We start from the raw sequence: 17910 nt of genomic DNA, 5'->3' as shown, positions 1-17910 counted from the left end.
CGGCCAATGGCGAAATATTCTACATACAGCGAGGAGGAACTTGTGGCATTACTGCGACAAGGAAATCATTCCGCTTATCTGGAAATATACGACAGGTTTAAGTCGCCACTGCAGCAACACGCCTATAAGAAACTTGGCAATGCGCAGGATGTGGAAGACGTTATTCAGGAGCTGTTTACCGAACTATGGCATAAACGCGAAGCCCTACACCTCACGACAGGGCTTCCCGGTTATCTCTTCAGAGCAGTCAGAAACCGCTCGCTAAACCTGATCTATAAGCGCAGGAAGGAACATCATTACCTCGACTCACTTGAAGAATTCATCAGTGAGGGCAATTACCTCATAGACCTGCAGATACGCGAGGCCGAATTTGCGGCACAAATACAAAAGGAGATCGACGCGCTCCCACCGCGGATGCGGCAGGTGTTCGATCTGAGTCGCAACCAGGGTCTTTCCCATAAACAGATTGCTGCGCAACTAGGTACTTCTGAAACAACAGTAGCCAAGCAAATGACCAATGTATTAAAGGTACTGCGGCAGAAGCTTGGTAAGTTGTATTTCATCGTTTTTCTTATTCCCTGATTTTTTTGCAGTTTTTTTTCAAGTGCAATACTTGTATGGCCCGCGTTGTTTGTCTTAGGTATGAACATGGCAGATAAAGGCATGTTGCCCCTGGATGAAATCATCGGAGAAACTACTACACAAATATTTGAACGACGAAGCAGACGCTGCCGAACGGGAAATCGTAGAGCAATGGTATGATGCGCTTGAAGTACCCGATGTTTCGGGATTGAATGACCAGCAAAAACTTGTGCAACTGGCCACCATCAGGTCGCAATTGCCCGGCTACGCCAAACATATACCATTATGGCCGCGGTGGATGGCTGCAGCTGTGGCTATAGTGATGCTGGTGGTCGGACTCTTCTACTATCAGGCCAACAGATCGCAAATCTCTGAAAACCGCCTATCGGCGAAGCACATCAAGCCTGGAAAAACCGGCGCCACGCTTACGCTGTCTGACGGCAGGAAGATCCGCCTGGATGAGGCCGCTGAAGGTGAAATTGCAAAAGAGGCCGGCATCCGTGTTACCAAGACCGCCGATGGCGGAATTGCTTACGAAATCATAGGTCATGATTTTGGCAAGGGCCAGTTAAACAAGCTGACCACAGCGCGGGGCGAATCTTTTGAGCTCACGCTGCCTGACAAGTCGAAAGTTTGGCTGAATGCTGCTTCTGAACTTACTTATCAGGCCGCTCTTGGTGCAGATACACGACGGGTAAGATTGACCGGAGAGGCCTATTTTAAAATAGCCAGGGACGAAAAGCGGCCCTTTATCGTGGAAAGCGGATCGCAGCAGGTGGAAGTACTCGGCACGGCTTTCAATGTAAACGCTTATGCAGACGAACCCGTGATCAGGACCACGCTTATTGAGGGCAGTGTGAAGCTGGCCGACAGAAGTAGCAGCGCAATGCTCGTTCCGGGTCAGCAGGCTACCAATCGTAACGGTACAGTCAGCATTTCAACAGCAAATACGGCACTTGCAACGGCCTGGAAAGACAACAATTTCGCTTTCGACCGCCTCAGCATCGGACAAATTATGCGTATGATCTCCCGCTGGTACAATGTGGAGGTCGTATACGAGGGAAAGGTTCCGTCTGAGTTGTTCTGGGGTTCAGTATCTCGGTTCAACGATGTATCGGAGGTTTTACGCCCGCTGGAAAAGACGGGACATGCACGCTTCCGCATTGAAGGAAGAACAATTTACGTAAGGGATAATTAACTGATTAGACAACCAAACAACACCACATGAAAGAAAAACTACAAAAGTGCGGCTAAACCAGCCCCCGGAAGAAGTAAAGAACCAATTCCCCGTTTGTGCAGGGAACTGGTCTGAAAGCCGGACCCGCTAATTTATTTCAATCAACGTTTAACCGCAGTTGCCCAATGATTTCGAGACACAAGGCATACTGCTAAAACCAGCTAAACAAATGTATAAAAAAGATACTACTCATTGGGGTATGCTGAGCGCATATGCCCGTAAAATTTGGCTCATTATGCGACTAACCACCGTAATCTTAATTGTCGCCATCGTGCAGGTCAGCGCTACTGGCTTTGCTCAAAAAATCAGTCTGACCAGGTCGAACGCTTCCCTCGAATCGGTGATCAACGAACTGAGGGTGCAGAGCGGATACAATTTCATTGCCACCGGCGATGTGCTGGACAAGGCCAGACTCGTTAGCATCGATGTGAGGAACAAGGACTTCCGCCTCGTGCTGGAACAGATTTTCGAAAAACAGCCGATCAGCTACGACATTGAAAACAACACAGTGACATTGAAAACACGGGAAGCGAGCTTGCTCGATAATTTGATTTCCCGTTTCAGGTCAATTGATATACGCGGGCGCGTTACCGACGATAAAGGTCAGCCACTGCCCGGCGTAACCATCCTGGTAAAGGGAACGCAACGAGGAACATTAAGTGCAGCTGACGGGACCTATCAAATTAAAGCTGATGAGGGGGAAATACTGGTATTCAGCTATCTGGGGTTTATGGAAGCAGAGCTGACGGTTGGCAGGCAAAACAGTTACGACCTGCAGATGAAACCGACCAGCATTGAGCTCGGCACGGTTGAACTGGTGTCTACAGGCTACCAGACCCTGCCGAAAGAACGTGCGACCGGTTCATTTGAACGAATTAACCAGCAGACGCTCGACCGGAAGATCAGTCAGAACGTATTTTCAAAGATTGAAGGTGAAGTAGCCGGTGTAACCACAGATGCCAACGGACGCTTTATTATAAGGGGACTTAGTTCGATAAGGGCAAACACCGATCCGCTGATTGTGGTAGACGGATTTCCGGTGGAGCAAGGTGCGAATACGATCAATACGACGGATGTGGAGAGCATCGTTGTACTAAAGGATGCCTCCGCCGCATCGATATGGGGTATACGGGCAGCCAACGGTGTTATCGTGATTACCACCAAGAAGGCCGCCAGGAATGGGAAGCTCAATGTGAGCGGGTCGGTAAACACTGCATTTACCCCGAAGCCAGATCTTTTTGCCGTGCCCCTTGGCGATGCCGCTACACAGGTAGCCTACCACAGGGCCATGTATGAAGTGGGTGGCTATTATCTTGCTTCGCAGTTATACTCCGGCGTACTGAGCGGCAGCTCTGGCCGGGTCTTGAACCCGGTGGGTGAAACTCTGTTGCTGCGCGACCGGGGGGACATTACTGCTGAAGAGGCTGAAAGTCGCCTGCAAGACCTTGCCCATACGGATATACGAAAAGAATACCGGGATTTAATTCAGCAAACCGAGGCATGGCGACAGTACAATGTTTCGGTATCTGGTGGCAGCAAGAACTATGACTTTGTAACTTCGGCAAGCTATAACGGGAACGACAAAGAGTTTGTAACAACCGGCGCCAGGCAGTACCTGCTAAATTTTGCAAACACCTTTAATCCGGTTAGCCGCCTGAAGATCGACGGATCACTCAATTTTTCGCAGTCGAAGGAAAATTTTCCGGCTTCAACCACCGCCGACGGCATACCTTCTGTAGGTGTTAATACCCATACTACCTTTCTCAATAACGTGCCTCTAAACGGCCGCATCCTGGACGAATCGGGAAATTATGTGCCTATGGAGAGCATATTGAGTTTTGGCAAACAAAGTTCAGACCTGGCGTTATCGCGCGGCTTTCCATATGCCTGGACTTACAATATTAAGCAGGAACTTGAAAACACAAACAATACGCTTCGCGAAACAGCGCTGCGCCTGCAGACCGGTGCCACTTATAACTTTATGAAGGGCCTTGATTTCAGTATGAAATATCAATATGAATGGGCGCAGCAGAATACCTCGGACCTGCACAACGAGCAAACGCTGTTTACCCGCTCACGGGTAAATATGTTCAGTAAACTGACTAATGGTGTCGTTTCAGGATACAACATCGATCCAGGGGCTATCCTCGATACAGACCTGCGTAATCAGAGAGCGCACACCTTCCGCAGTCAGCTGAACTTCGACAGATCATTCGGCGAAAGCAAGCATCAGGTGGTCGCTATAGCAGGTTACGAAGTGCGTAAAACGCTGTTCGACCGGGCTACCGACAGGAAATACGGTTTTAATGAACAGTCGCTTACTTCTATCAGACCAGATTACAGGCCAACTGTAACCCCCGCTGTTTCGCTGACGACGATCACCACGGTTCCGCCTAACTCTATCAATGAGTATATCGAAAACCGCTTTATTTCATACTATGCCAATGGTGCCTATACGTACGACAACCGTTATACGGTTTCGGCCAGTACGCGTTTGGATGACACCAACTTGTTCGGCACGTCCGACAAGTACAAAAACATCCCCCTGTACTCTTTTGGCTTCAAGTGGAACGTTTATAACGAGTTTCTGAAAGGCAGCGAGGTGGTGGATGATATGCAGTTCCGGACCACCTATGGTACGAATGGTAACGTAGACCGCAGCACCAGTCCCTTTTTACAGGCTAAGATTAAGCGTGGCTTCCCTCCTTTCAACGGCATGAGTGCCGATATCATAAGTGTTCCTAACCCTGAACTTCGCCTGGAAAAAACACGGACACTGAATGTTGGCGCAGATTTTTCCTTGTTTAACAGATTTATCAGCGGAAGCGCGGAATACTATGTAAAAAACAGTGAAGATCTGTTGGCCTTTACGACGTTGAACCCCACGCTTGGCGTAACCGGAGCGCTGATTAATAATGGCACGCTCCGTAATGAGGGCTTCGACCTAAACCTGCGGTTCAGAGTGCTTGAAAACAGCCAGTTCAGCTATTATACTACCGGAATCTTCAGCGTAAATAAGAATACGCTCAAAAAGGTGGATGTACCCAATAAGCAGATATTTGAATACGTAAACGGGACCGTTGCTGAGTCGGGAGCGGCTTTGCGTACCATCTACAGTTACCAGTATAAAGGGCTGGATGGCAAGGGCGCACCGCAGTTTGCGAACGAACTCGGTCAGATCGTAGATGTCAAAACTTTCATTAACAGTACCGAAGCACTGGTTAAACATGGTTCGCTCATTCCAAAGTTCTATGGCTCCTGGATCAATAGTTTCTCTTACCGCAACCTTTATGTGAGGGCGCTGACCACCTTTAAGGCGGGACATGTGTTTCGCTATGCAAGGAATAATAACGTGACATACATCCCGGCTGTGTCTGTAAAGGCGCCATGGTCGAACGTGGCGGCCGACTTTAATCAACGCTGGCAAAATCCAGGCGATGAGCATTTTACAGATATTCCTGCACTTCCTACACTTGCAGACAGGCAGCAGTCGACCGGGTACGATTACTACCGGGACGCGGATAAATTTGTCGACAATGCTTCGTTTATCCGCCTGAGTCAGTTGAACCTGGGATACAGTTTGGGCAAGAAGATGACAGACCGCCTGGGCCTGACTGCTTTGCAGATTGGTTTGCAGGCCGACAACCTTGCCGTGTGGAATTTTAACAAATGGGATGTTGACCCGGAGAGCAACTTTATTCCGGTGACACCAACCTACACTTTGAATGTTTCGATCTCATTTTAATCTACAGCTATGAAAAAAAGTATTTATACAACCATGATGTTATTCGCGGTGCTAGTGTTTGCATCGTGCAAACGCGAGGAGTTCCTGGACGTAAAGCCGAGGGGCATCGTAATTCCCTCTACCCTTGCCGATTTCAGGTTGATCCTGGATAACGTTGTGTCGGCAGCCGCCAGTGGTTCAGTAACCTCTGGTTTATCGGCGAAACACCAGAGTACGGCGCTGATGACAGACAATACAACGCTTACGCCTGAGCTTATGCTTGCACTGTTTAAGCAGGATTATGAGGTAAGAGCCTATATGTTTGAAGACGCAATTTATGGGCCGACAGAGGACGATCTTGATTGGAACCGCTATTACCAGCATATTTACGTAGCTAATGTGATTCTGGACGGGCTGGAAGATATAGCTGGCCAGTCGGCCGAGAAATCACTACTGGAGGCGGAAGCCCGCCTGCACAGAGCTTATGCTTACCTGCATTTGGTAAACATGTATGCGCCACACTATAACGCTGCTACCGCAGGCAGTGATTTGGGTGTACCGATAAGGGAGGGTATTCAGCTCTCTAACGTAGACCTTACCAGGGCATCGGTACAAGCGGTATACGACCTGGTTATTGCTGATCTGACTTTTGGCACGCAGAACCTTGCGGATAAACAGCCGGGGACATTGCAGTTCCGGCCTTCAAAGGCTGCGGCATTCGGACTGCTTGCCAGAACTTATCTGTACCAGGCAAAATATTCCGATGCGCTCGCCGCAGCAGAGAGCGCATTGAAATTGCAGGGTACGATCAGGGATATTAATACAGATCCCATGTCGATGTTCGCGCCGGGCGTTCGTGTGTTTCCGAACCAGGTTAATGATCCGGAGATCATTTGGTACAAGGATCAGGGCGGGCTGTTCCTCAGTGCTGTCTCCGGCGAACTGCTCAACCTCTACGAAACGGGTGATCTGAGAAAAGAATGGTACAGTACGGTTCGAAATCATTTGATTCTGGGCAGCAATGCAGAGGGTACCATTTACGCTGCACAACTTGTCGCAAACAATACGTCTTCCGGCGTCCGTACCTCGGAACTGCTTTTAATCCATGCCGAATGTAACGCAAGGTTGGGTAACATACCAGAAGCCAATAAGGATCTTAATGAGCTGAGGAAGAAGCGCTTTAAGCCGGCAAATTATACCGATATAAACATTTCCGACCCGGGAGCGCTGCTCCGGTTTGTAAAAGCTGAGCGCCGTCGCGAAATGGCTGCGGATGCAGAGCGATTGTTTGATATAAAACGCTATAATCTTTTGGATCAGGACGGTATTTCTGTAACCAGGACATATAACGGGAAGACCATTACCGTGGGACCAACCAGTAAAAAGTGGATACTACCGATAGCAACAAAATACATCCAGATCAATCCGGAGATTAAGCCTAACCCGCGCGATTAAAAACAAAATGATTTTACTATGAAGACTATAAAACAACTGATACTGGCAATATGCCTCCTGACCACCGCCTATGCAAAGGCGCAGACTAAAGATTATGTAGTGTTTTCCGGAAAGATAGAAAACGCTAGAAACCATGAACTTATATTATTTGACGTTTACAATAATAAAAAAACGATCACGGTTGACCAGACCGGCCGGTTTAAGGACACGGTGCATGTAACCACCGCAGGACATTATCGTTTTTATGATAATAAAGACAAGCTGGCCATTTACCTTGAGAATGGAAAAGACCTGACGGTTGCCTATGATGCGAAGAACTTTGACGGAAGCATCCGTTTTTCAGGACCTGGAGCCGCGCCAAACAATTACATACGCAGAAAAGAGGAGATCAGGAAGCAGCACGAACAGAAACCTCTTGCTGACGGGGCATCAAATGTTTTTACCTTGAGCGAGGCTAGCTTTAAAGCACATTATTCTGATATGAAGAAGGCGATGCTTGGGGAATTGTCGGCCACCGCCGGGCTGTCTGACCAATATAAAAAGCTGGAAGCAAGAAACATCAATTATGAGTATCTATACTTTTTAAGTCAGTATGAAGCGGTTCAGGTGAATCATATGAAAAAACCAGATTTTAAGGCTTCGAAAGCCATGACTGAAGAATTAGAAGGGTTTGATGCCACAAATCAGGCTGATTTTCTGTTTTCTGATATGTATCGTAATATCATCCAAAGTATGTACTACGAAGATGCCGGCAAGAAGAGCATCGCTGAAGGAATTCCAAGGGATGTTACCTACCTCAAGCTAGTTTCTACGATCGACAATGCTTTTATCCGTGACTATTTGCTATACAGATTTGCTGCATCGTATTTCAACTATACGACGGATCGGGAGGGCTTCTACAACGCATTCATGAAAGGCTCTTCCAATGAGGCTGATAAAACTAAAATTACGAAGATGCGCGATGCAATAAACAGCCTGGTCGTAAACGCTCCCTCGCCCAAGTTTGTGAATTATGAGAATTATGCCGGCGGCACCTCCTCTCTGGACGATTTTAAGGGAAAATACCTGTTCATAGATGTGTGGGCAACCTGGTGTGGTCCCTGCATTTATGAAATGCCTTTTTTAGATAAGCTAGAAGACGGCTATAAGGGGAAGAACATTACGTTTATAACCCTTTCTATTGATAAAAAAACCGATCGGCAAAAATGGAAGGACTATGTTAAAGAAAAGAATCTCGACGGCGTACAGCTACTTGCCGATGATGCTTTCAACTCGGCTTTCATTAAGGCGTATAACATCACCGGCATTCCGAGATTCTTAATTATTGATCCTAAGGGTAATATTTTGTCTACAAATGCACCAAGGCCTTCGGATCCGAAACTGAAGGAACTGCTGGATAGTTTGCCGCTATAGGGTAGCGGTTAATACGTCTGGCCGCGGGTAATTGCAGGTTGCTAAGGCTGGTTTACGAAAGGAATTGCCTTTCCGAACCAGCCTTTAAAGTGTTAATGTAATATTCAATGCGTTACGGAATGGTCTTTTTTTACTAGATTTAGGTTCATTCCTAACCAATGACAATAAATTTAAACGCAAGGCCCGACTTTAAACACCACCTGGAAATTACCCAGCGCCTGGGACAAATCGGAAGCTGGGAACTGGATCTGAACAACAGCGACCCTGAAGCTCCGCAATACTGGTCGGACGAAACCTACCGGATACTGGGGTATGAACCGGGCGAGGCGAAGCCGTGTTATCGTACCTTTATGAATTCAATACATCCGGACGACTATGATAACGTTCTGGAGGCTTCGGCACTCAGCATTAAGGAAGGCAGGGAATATGATATGGAACAGCGTCATATCACCCCGGATGGTCGTATTGTGGTTACCCGAAGCGTTGCTCAGGTGATCAGAGATCAGAAAACCGGACAACCCTTGAAGTTGTGCGGCGCAATGAAAGACATTACAGAAGAAAATGAGGCACGCGAGGCCTTAGAGCGGGTCAACAGAGACCTGAGTATCTTCTTTCAAAAAGTAGATGAGGTATTGTATTCGGTAGATATGCAGCAGTACGCAGTGTTGCAGATGTCGCCCGCCTGCGAACGTGTTTACGGATACACGGTTGCTGAAATGACTGAAAATCCCTTAAGATGGTTCGAAGTAATTTTGGATGAAGATAAGCACATCATCCATGAAAGTGATCCTGTAATGCGGCGCGGCGAGATCGTAACCAACGAATACAGGATACGGCATAAGGACGGTAGTATTCGCTGGATTTGGGGGACCCTGACGCCAACGTTGGACGACAGTGGCAACCTGCTGCGTATTGACGGCGTATGCGCCGACATCAGCGCGCGCAAAAACGCAGAGCTTGCTTTGATGAACAGTGAGCTCAAATTCCGCACAATGCTGGAAAACTCTTCAGACGGTGTTGCAGTTACGGACGGCAACTGGCAGCTCACATTTGCCTCAAGCTCCATGTTGCGGATTACCGGATACAGTGCTGAGGACTTACTTCACACCAACGTGTCCGCACTGGTGCACCCGGACGACCTGGAAGCCTTGCTGGAAGTTAGGGACAACCTAATGAAGAAAACAGCCGGCACTACTCAATATACCGCAAGAATACGTCAGAAGAGTGGAAAATGGATCTGGCTGGAAGGTGTGTCACAGAACCTTCTGCATGAACCGGCCGTAAACGGCTTCGTCACGAACTTCCGTGATGTAACGGAACGCCTGTCGCACGAGGAAGCGCTTAAATCAGCAAACAGAGATTTAAAAAAAACAAATGATGAACTGGATCGCTTTGTATACAGTGTATCTCATGATTTAAGAGCTCCGCTGGCATCCCTCCTGGGCGCTATTGAATTTACTGAGACCGAAACGGATGACCCGGAAATATTAGAAAACCTGTCTATGATGAAGTTTAGCGTTCAGAAACTCGACGGCTTTATTCTCGATATTCTTGATTACTCAAGGAACTCGCGTCTAGAGGTAAAAAGCGGGCCGGTAGACCTTGAGCAAATGCTGAGCGAAACCGTGAAGAATCTTAAATTCATGAGTCAGGATAACGGACAAGTGGATGTGCGATTAAATATCCGCGGGCAGGCAATACTTCATTCGGACAGCAGCCGACTGAATACCATACTCAATAACCTCATCTCTAACGCGATAAGATATCACAATCCGGCGGCAGAAGACCCTTTCGTTTTGGTAGACGTAAGCATCGGGCCGCATGAGGCAACAATAAGAATTGCAGATAATGGAATGGGAATTGACCCTAAATACCACGATAAAGTGTTTGATATGTTTTACCGTGTGTCAAAAAAATCTGTAGGCTCAGGATTAGGACTTTATATTGTAAAGGAAGCTGTCGACAAATTAAACGGTTCCATTACCCTGAAATCTGAGCCAGGCCGTGGAACAGAATTTTTATTAAAGGTACCGAATTTAAACAATGTCCAATCCGCATAAATAGCTATCTGATGAATTACAAGAAAGTATTGATTGTTGATGACGCGCAGATAGACCGCTATTTGGCGCAGAAGGTGATGAAGAAGTACGACTTTGCCAGCGATGTTATTTCGGTAGAATCGGCCATGGACGCTTTGAGTTATATCGATGCGTACAAAAATGATCCGGGGGCGCTGCCAGAGCTTATTTTTCTGGATATAAACATGCCCGAGATGAACGGTTTTGATTTCCTGGATGCATATAAGGAGTTTCCGGACTCCATAAAAAGAAAGTGCATCATCGTGATGCTGTCGTCTTCCCTGCATCCCGAAGATAAACAACGCGCGCTCGACAGCCCCTATGTATACAGGTTTCTCAGCAAACCGATCAACCCGGACAAATTGCAGGAACTGCGCGAAATAGCGAAATAAATTATTGATTGTCAGATGACGCAATTCAGCGAAAATATAAACGAACCTTTCCTCTACCATGCGCTGCAGCATATGCAGGAAGGCTATATTTTTACCAATAATCGCTGGATCATCGAAGTATTCAACGCTTCTGCCGCAAAAATATTTGAAATGGCGGGTACAGACGCTAAGGGAAAGCACTTGCTCGAAACCTGGCCTGAAATCTTTTCTCCGCTCAAATCCAAATTAGAAGCTGATGCTGCGGCTAGCGAATACAGTTATGAGGTAAGCCACCGTCATTCCGGATCAGGCGATTCGGCTCTGGAAATAAGAGCGTATAAGTCGGCGGACGGAGTTGCCGTCTTCGTCAGGGATATTGAGCTGAATTCCAGTGAACAGCGGTTCAAACTTCTGGTGCAGGACGGATCAGATCTGGTCACCATTTTCGATCAGGATGGGGTTTACAAATTTGCGAGCCCCACAGCTATCAATGTCCTGGGCGTGGGGCCAGACTTGCTGATTGGCAGAAATGTGTTTGATTTCATACATCCTGACGACCGTGAAACCGCAAGGTTGCAATTTAAGCTGGTGGAAAATGAACACCGCATTATGATGCCTCCTTTTAGATATAAGCATTACAATGGCGAGATCAGATGGATGGAGACAATCATTACCAACAGACTGAAAGACCCGGTAATAAACGGCATCATAACCAACTCCCGCGATGTTACGGAAAGAATAAACCAGGAAATAGCACTAAAAAAGATCCTGGAGCGGTTTAATACGGTATCGAAGGCAACCAGTGACGCCATTTGGGATCTGGATTTCGTGACAAAAACGATCACCTGGAATAAAGGATTGACCGGCTTATTCGGCTACGATCTGGAATACACCAGCATGGATTGGTGGAAAGGTAATGTGCACCCTGACGATCTGGAACCGGTGCTTGCGCATTTCAATAAAATGATTAAATCGGGCATCATCAAATCGAGGCTCGAATACCGATATCGAAGCGCAGATGGATCCTATAAAAATGTGTTTGACCGATCGTATATTCATTTTGACGAATCGGGCCTCCCAACGCGTATCATCGGATCTATGCAGGACATTACGAGTCTGAAAAAACATATTGCAGAGATCGAATTGCAAAACGCTAAACTGCGGGAAATATCTTTTATCCAGTCGCACCAGTTACGCGCGCCGCTCGCCTCCCTTATGGGCCTGATATCGCTGTTAGATCCAGAAACCAGCAGCCCTGAAGATGTCTATGAGATACTCCCCTTGCTGATGCGGTCAGCGAAAGAAGCCGATGACGTCGTGAGGGCCATCACTGAAAAGGCTTCCAGTTAGTGAGTAACAAAAAATGGCCTTCGTTGGAAGGCCATCTGTGATCCCGCTGGGATTCGAACCCAGGACCACTACATTAAAAGTGTAATGCTCTACCAGCTGAGCTACGGAATCATCGCTCTTTCGAACTTATTTACTCTAAGCGTTTCCGTTTAAAGTGGTGCAAATATAGAAGTATGCCTCAATTTTTGCAAATATTTATTGTACAAAACCTATACAATCCTGATTATTAGTTAAATTAATTGTGTGCCGTCGACACCTGCCTAATAAACCGGTGGTTTTGCAGACCCTATCACCGAGAAACTTCTTTGTATGGATCTGGTACCAGCAACCACGGTTTCTTCATATGTATCTATCTTTGCAGGCGTAAAGCCTGCCCCTGCAAGTAACCCTTTCACTTCGGCGTTCTCATACAATTTAAAGCCGTACTGCGTAAATGGAAGCGTCTCCATGAAAGATTTGGGTGCAAAACAAAGGACAAACATACCGCCCGGTTTCAACACGCGTTCTATTTCCCGCAAGTATGCTTCCGGGTCTTTCCAGAAGTACAGTGTATTTACCGTAAATATCTTGTCGAACATATCATTGGGAAAATCAATCCGGATGCCGTCTGACAAATGGAACTCCGCGCGCCCGTCGCCGACCAGATCACTGTTGGTCTGTTTACACAGATCGACCATCAACGGCGATATATCGATTGCGTGATATCGAATTGCGTTTGTACGTGTAAAAAGCTCAGCAACATGTGCGCCCCCTCCAGGTCCTATTTCCAGAACGATATCGTTACTATGCAAATCCAGGGCAGAAACTGCCGTTGAGATCATGAACTGATTGTTGGCTGCCATGCTTTCAGCGGTAGGCAAGCCATTATCGCCATGCGGACAGCCCAGCTGGCTTGCCAGTTCTTTTAATTGTAGTTCATCCATCATCACTGTCAGCGATTGTAGTCGTCTTTTGGTTCGGCAGCCATTTTAATGACTAGTTCTCCCCCACCCGTGATATCCTTCCAGGAAATAAACGGGCGACTAACCGGCCTGCCCTTGAACCGCATGCTCTGGATATAACGGCGGGTCTCTCCTCCATTTTCCCTCAATATATGAAACATCTTTCCTTTGTAGTACTTCGGGTTTAAACGGATTGAAATCTTATCAAACAGCGGGCTGCTGATGCCCATCTCCGGATTAACGCTGGTAAGGCCACCTACATCAAGCAAACCCATGGCGGCCATTACATACCATGCGCCCAGCTGGCCCTGGTCTTCATCCTGCCCGAACCCATAGCCATGTACGCCATTCACACCGTAAAACTCATCGCATATCGTGCTTACCCATTTCTGAGTGAGCGATGGTCTGCCGGAATAATTGAAAAGCCAGGAAACGTGCAGGTTGGGTTGATTTCCATGGTTGTACAAGCCTTCCAATCCGCTGAAGGCGTCGAGCGTCGTCCCACCGCCAAACTTCTGCTTACGTGAGGTAGTGAAGATACTGTCGAGCCGCATGTTAAACTCATCGCGACCGATCTTTTCGACGAGCCTGTTGGGATTCTGTGGCACATAAAACGTATACTGCCATGAGTTTCCCTCCTGAAAACCACGCCAGGCTTCGCTGGGTTTAAAATTGTCGATGAACTGTCCGTTAGCCAGCTTGGGGCGGATAAGCTTTAATTTTGGATCAAACAGTTGCTCCCAGGCCGATGACAAGCGGTATAGCTTTTTATAGTCCTCAGTTTTCCCAAGCGCCTTCGCCCATTGTGCTACAGCGTGCGCACTAAATGCATACTCCATGGTGTGCGAAGCAGAAAACTTCCATGACTCTTCCCAGCCATTGCCTTTGTCGATATGATTCACATAACCGTAATGCACAAAACTGTCTACATCAAGTTTACCTGCGCCGCGCGGACGGTCCTTACCAACCAGTTCGTTCTTAAGCGAAGCTTCATAGGCCTTGTTCACGTCAAAATCGCGAATGCCCGCCATGTAGGCGCTTGCCATCGCCAGGCTTACAAAGTTTGTACCTACGCCTGAAACATATTTGCTGTTGGCGATGCCATCGGCCAGCCAGCCGGAATCCTGGTAAACCAGCAGCTGGCTTTTCACCCAGTCGGAATAATATTCCGGGTAAGCAAGCGCCCACAGCTGAGTAAGGTTCCAGAAAGCGCCCCATATGGCGTCTGTATTATAGTGGTGATGAAGTGGGCGGTTGTTGCGGTCGACCGGAATCTGACCGACAGTCCCGTCATTCTTTGGATAAGCACCATTGACATCGCTGGCCAATCCACGGCCTAGCAAGGCATGATACAGGCCGGTATAAAACTTCTGCAGATCTTCCGGCTTGCCGCCGGAGACATCTACACGCCCGAGGTGATTGTTCCAGGATTGCTGCGACAGTTTCCGGGCCTGATCAAAATCAAGCGTCTTGGCCTCAGATGCAAGATTCAGGCGTGCGTTCTCTAACGATGTGTACGACAAACCGGCTTTGATGGTAATGGGTTCATTGCTTTTAGTCTTAAAACTGAGAAAAGCACCCGCTCCTTCACCCTTTTCGGACCGGCTTCCAGCACGCTGCACGGCGCCTTTAAAAGTACCAAAACTGGAAGGCTGTTTATCGACCACTGCAGAGAAGTACATTCTGACCTCCGATCCGGTCTGATACTTCTGCACATAAACTGGCAAGGTTGTTACGTATCCTTCTATCCGGCCATCCTCCGTAACTTGAACTTCCGCGTCCTTTACTGGTCCGCTTTCGCCCTGCCGGTTGCCGATGTCAAAAATCAAATGCGCTTCTTCTGATGCCGGGAATGTATACCTGTGAAAAGCTACTCGGGCTGTTGCCGTAACCTCAGCTTTAATGCCATAGTCTTTCAACAAAACTGCATAATATCCTGCTGTAGCAGTTTCGTCCTTACGATCAAACGCAGACCGGTACCCTGCCTCCGGACTTTCCAGTTTGCCCGGGACGGTCTGCAGCTTTCCCGTTGTGGCTGTAAACACAACGCCGCCAACCTGAAACTCATGAAAGTTGGGAAAGCCCTCGATGGATGTGTGACGAAAATCGTAGCCAGTAGCCTCCCAGCCGCTCGCATTGCCATAACTACCATTGGTAGAGGGTCCGGGCTTGGCCATTCCAAAGGGCATAGCTCCGGGAGCGTAATGGAACCAGCGGCAATGCGCGGTACCAATATTTGGATTTACGTACTGGATAAAATCCTTTTGCTGCGCCCGGGTATTGCTAAATATGCCAGCTGTAAACAGCTGTGTAAAAATTATTGCACGCACTATGCGATGTTTCATAAGGTATTAATTTGGTTAAATATTCATGTGCACACGTTCGGTAATATGTACCAACATACTGCTAATGTAACAATACAAATTTTTATTTCATATTTTTGGTGTTTCATTCTCAGTTCATGACGTATTCAATTGATCATAAAAGCCCTGTCCCTCTGCACATTCAGGCAGAGCAATTATTGCGAAGAATTATTGAGGAGCCTCAGTATTCCGACCAGGGAAAACTTCTACCCAACGAGGTTGAGCTGGCCAACCATCTCGCAATATCGCGCACCACGTTGCGGCAAGCCCTGAACAAACTTGTATACGAAGGTCTGCTGATCCGTAAAAAAGGTGTAGGCACCAAGGTAGCCGAAAAGTCCGTAAGCTCGAAATCGATGAACTGGCTCAGTTTCTCACAGGAGATGAAGGCACGCGGCATTCCGATCAGAAATTACGAACTCCACATTAGTTGGGTAATACCAGACGATCATGTGGCAGAGTTTCTCGGCACAACAGCCACTGAGAAAGTACTTAAACTGGAACGTTTGCGCGGAAGGCCGGAAAGCCCTTTCGTCTATTTTGTATCCTACTTTAATCCACGGCTTGGCCTCACCGGCGAGGAGGACTTTAAACAACCGCTCTACGAAATACTGCAGAAACAATATTCGGTACTGGCAGATCTTTCCAAAGAAGAGATCAGCGCCAAGGGAGCCGATAAGTTCATTGCGGGTAAGCTGGAGATTGAGCCAGGCTCGCCCATTTTGTTCAGGAAGCGCTTCGTGTACGATCAGGACGAACGTCCTATTGAATACAATGTGGGTTACTATAAAGCCGATAGTTTCGTGTATACACTCGAAAGCCGCCGGCAACCAGCAGGCTAAAAAATGTGAACTTTTTCATACCCGGGTTGTTAACATTACAAAATACCCGATCATGAACAAATTTGCACAAGATCCACCCGAGAAAAATGAGCCAAAGCGCGATCCCGAAGTAATCACCGACCCATCGCTCACAGCCGAAACCGATGAACTTCCTACCGGGGAGGTTTCGGAGGACAAGGACAATGAGGCTGACGAACTGCATGTGGGCGACTTGAACACGGCTCCGGCAGAAGATACAGGACTGAACCATGATGCCGATGATGACCTGAGCCTGAATAAAAGTAAAGATATTTAAATTGCAGGTTCCTGTGTCTGGCGTTTGCTGCTGAGTATACTTTTAAGCACCCCGGCGAACTCCCTGTTGTCGATCTGTTCGCGCAGATCCGTTAAATCCTCATCCGATGCGTTGATCAGTTTGTGCTGCAGCGCATAAAACTCATACCGGAAAAGATATACGTAATGATGCGCCAGGTTGTAGTCAGATTTACTGACCTGGATGTCGGGCAGAACAATCCCATCGCTATAATGAACATGCAGGCAGCGCTCCTTCAACGCATCTGCCCGCTGCCACCAGGTTAAGCTGTCCTTTCCGGTTACCAGGCCGGTAAATTCTACCACGAGCAACTGAAACAGGTTCTTAAGGCTGTATTGTTTCTTTGGACCTGCCAGTTTCAGGATCTCCCTGATGTTAAACCAGACCTTAAAAAAATCCATGATCAGGCCGTTGCCACGTCTATCCGGTGCAAGGAGTTCATGGTAACTGATGATATGTTCGGGATATAATGCTTTACTCCTCAGCAGCAGCAAGGTGGCGTAGACCATCTCTTCAGCCCCTAATATCAGATGCGCCACCGAATTCGGGTAATCACCTACCGTAAAAATGTGGTGAGCAACAGAAAAATGTCTTTCCGCGTTATCAATGAGCGAAGGATATACTTCTCCGCTTTCACGGTCGCTCAAGTGAGTAAAATCGTGGTTAATGCGCATACATCTATAAAACTACTTATAAAAAATTGACTTTACATTCCTTTTTTTCTTGGATTTTCAAATTATTGGAGGTAAATTTATGATAGCGGTTTAATCTTAAGGTAAAAACAAGGGCAAATGGACACACAAAGAATTAAACTCATCCTCTATTGGTTATTTCTTATGGTCGTTTTTTACTTTTTCTGGGCTGTATCATACTTTCTTACGGTAAAATTCCTGATTTCACAGCTAAGACGGTTCGGAAACTCAACTACCTCGGTCTGGTCGGAACTGAAACTGGATGATGCGTTTTGGTACTTTATATGTATCGCGGGGGTCTCATTCGTGCTTTATGGTATTCACTATATTCTGAACAAGGCGCCATTCCGGATGTTCACATGCATAGTGTTCCTTGTGCTGATCCTGTCTTCTACCTCTCTTCTTGTTTTCAATCAAAGTTCACCTGTAGAAGGCGCTCAGCGGTATTTGCATCTTGCTTATGCGCTTGTAACCTGCGTACCAGTGGCTTATGTACTTTTTAAAGAATTGCCGGAAAACAATTCTTTTAGAAATACCAGTTTGTAGGGA

The 17910-nt window shown here is 47.3% G+C and carries 14 protein-coding genes and 1 tRNA gene; 11 read left to right on the top strand and 4 right to left on the bottom strand.

From position 1 onward, the window contains the following. The first annotated feature begins 6 nt into the window (after positions 1-6). From QEP07_RS02040 to QEP07_RS02005, 8 genes are all read left to right on the top strand, one after another. Positions 7-582, top strand: coding sequence for an RNA polymerase sigma factor (locus tag QEP07_RS02040; protein WP_285008293.1), 576 nt, complete (start codon positions 7-9; stop codon positions 580-582). Positions 583-676: 94 nt separating this feature from the next. Continuing rightward, entirely contained in the window at positions 677-1780 is a 1104-nt protein-coding gene (locus tag QEP07_RS02035) for a FecR family protein (protein ID WP_285008292.1), read from the top strand. A 208-nt stretch (positions 1781-1988) separates the two neighbouring features. After that, complete coding sequence (locus tag QEP07_RS02030) at positions 1989-5564, top strand: SusC/RagA family TonB-linked outer membrane protein (RefSeq protein WP_285008291.1); 3576 nt, start codon at positions 1989-1991, stop codon at positions 5562-5564. A gap of 9 nt (positions 5565-5573) precedes the next feature. Next, the gene (locus QEP07_RS02025) at positions 5574-6998 is read left to right on the top strand and encodes a RagB/SusD family nutrient uptake outer membrane protein (RefSeq protein ID WP_285008290.1); all 1425 of its coding nucleotides are present in this window, start codon (positions 5574-5576) and stop codon (positions 6996-6998) included. Positions 6999-7016: 18 nt separating this feature from the next. Then, on the top strand, positions 7017-8411 hold the full coding sequence (locus QEP07_RS02020) for a TlpA family protein disulfide reductase (protein ID WP_285008289.1): 1395 nt from the start codon (positions 7017-7019) through the stop codon (positions 8409-8411). 158 nt (positions 8412-8569) lie between these two features. Then, complete coding sequence (locus tag QEP07_RS02015; protein ID WP_285008288.1) at positions 8570-10471, top strand: PAS domain-containing sensor histidine kinase; 1902 nt, start codon at positions 8570-8572, stop codon at positions 10469-10471. Positions 10472-10482: 11 nt separating this feature from the next. Then, positions 10483-10881: a response regulator gene (locus QEP07_RS02010; RefSeq protein ID WP_256006023.1), complete on the top strand. Its 399-nt coding sequence runs from the start codon at positions 10483-10485 to the stop codon at positions 10879-10881. A gap of 15 nt (positions 10882-10896) precedes the next feature. Then, positions 10897-12210 (top strand): PAS domain S-box protein, encoded by a 1314-nt coding sequence (locus QEP07_RS02005; RefSeq protein WP_285008287.1) that lies wholly within the window; start codon positions 10897-10899, stop codon positions 12208-12210. Positions 12211-12248: 38 nt separating this feature from the next. Here the strand turns inward: QEP07_RS02005 and QEP07_RS02000 are convergent. The 3 genes from QEP07_RS02000 to QEP07_RS01990 all read right to left on the bottom strand — a co-directional run bounded on the left by QEP07_RS02000 (position 12249) and on the right by QEP07_RS01990 (position 15496). Continuing rightward, positions 12249-12321, bottom strand: a tRNA-Lys gene (locus QEP07_RS02000). A gap of 149 nt (positions 12322-12470) precedes the next feature. Further along, positions 12471-13136, bottom strand: coding sequence for a class I SAM-dependent methyltransferase (locus tag QEP07_RS01995; RefSeq protein WP_285008286.1), 666 nt, complete (start codon positions 13134-13136; stop codon positions 12471-12473). Between the two features lie 5 nt (positions 13137-13141). Continuing rightward, on the bottom strand, positions 13142-15496 hold the full coding sequence (locus tag QEP07_RS01990) for a GH92 family glycosyl hydrolase (protein WP_285008285.1): 2355 nt from the start codon (positions 15494-15496) through the stop codon (positions 13142-13144). Between the two features lie 116 nt (positions 15497-15612). Between QEP07_RS01990 and QEP07_RS01985 the strand changes: the two genes are divergently transcribed. Both QEP07_RS01985 and QEP07_RS01980 read left to right on the top strand, forming a co-directional pair. Then, positions 15613-16356, top strand: coding sequence for a GntR family transcriptional regulator (locus QEP07_RS01985; RefSeq protein ID WP_256006039.1), 744 nt, complete (start codon positions 15613-15615; stop codon positions 16354-16356). 52 nt (positions 16357-16408) lie between these two features. After that, entirely contained in the window at positions 16409-16651 is a 243-nt protein-coding gene (locus QEP07_RS01980; RefSeq protein ID WP_256006040.1) for a hypothetical protein, read from the top strand. Here QEP07_RS01980 and QEP07_RS01975 read toward each other — a convergent pair. Beyond that, positions 16648-17343, bottom strand: coding sequence for a hypothetical protein (locus QEP07_RS01975; RefSeq protein WP_285008284.1), 696 nt, complete (start codon positions 17341-17343; stop codon positions 16648-16650). The two genes, QEP07_RS01980 and QEP07_RS01975, sit on opposite strands and share 4 nt — an antisense overlap. Before the next feature lie 117 nt (positions 17344-17460). On the opposite strand from QEP07_RS01975, the gene QEP07_RS01970 reads away from it, so the two are divergent. After that, the gene (locus tag QEP07_RS01970) at positions 17461-17907 is read left to right on the top strand and encodes a hypothetical protein (protein ID WP_285008283.1); all 447 of its coding nucleotides are present in this window, start codon (positions 17461-17463) and stop codon (positions 17905-17907) included. The last annotated feature ends 3 nt before the right edge of the window (positions 17908-17910 follow it).

Source organism: Pedobacter faecalis (assembly GCF_030182585.1).
Taxonomy (GTDB): Bacteria; Bacteroidota; Bacteroidia; order Sphingobacteriales; family Sphingobacteriaceae; genus Pedobacter; species Pedobacter faecalis.
The sequence above is the reverse complement of the archived record's forward strand: the minus strand, read 5'-3'. Positions and strand labels throughout refer to the sequence as shown.